This is a genomic window from Frankia sp. Hr75.2 (assembly GCF_949319125.1).
Lineage (GTDB): Bacteria > Actinomycetota > Actinomycetes > Frankiales > Frankiaceae > Parafrankia > Parafrankia soli.
Genome location: NZ_CASGGV010000278.1, coordinates 1 through 217 on the forward strand (window position 1 = coordinate 1; position 217 = coordinate 217).

General features: G+C 64.1%; 1 pseudogene. It reads left to right on the forward strand.

Annotated elements, in window-relative coordinates:
• A pseudogene (locus AC559T_RS18660) lies at positions 1–196 on the forward strand (IS110 family transposase); the annotation flags it as partial.
• Positions 197–217 lie beyond the last annotated feature (21 nt).

Here is a 217-nt window from a genome sequence, read left to right on the forward strand (position 1 = left end):
CAACGCCGCGCTCTACCGCGTCGTGCTCTGCCGGCTGCGTTGGGACCCGGCCACCCAGGCCTACGTCGAGCGCCGCACGGCCGAAGGCAAGTCCAAGAAAGAGATCATCCGCTGCCTCAAACGCTACGTGGCCCGGGAGATCTACAAGATCCTCACCGCCTCCAGCGCATCACAAGATCTTCCTGTGGCCGCTTGACATCCATAGGAGCATCCCGCG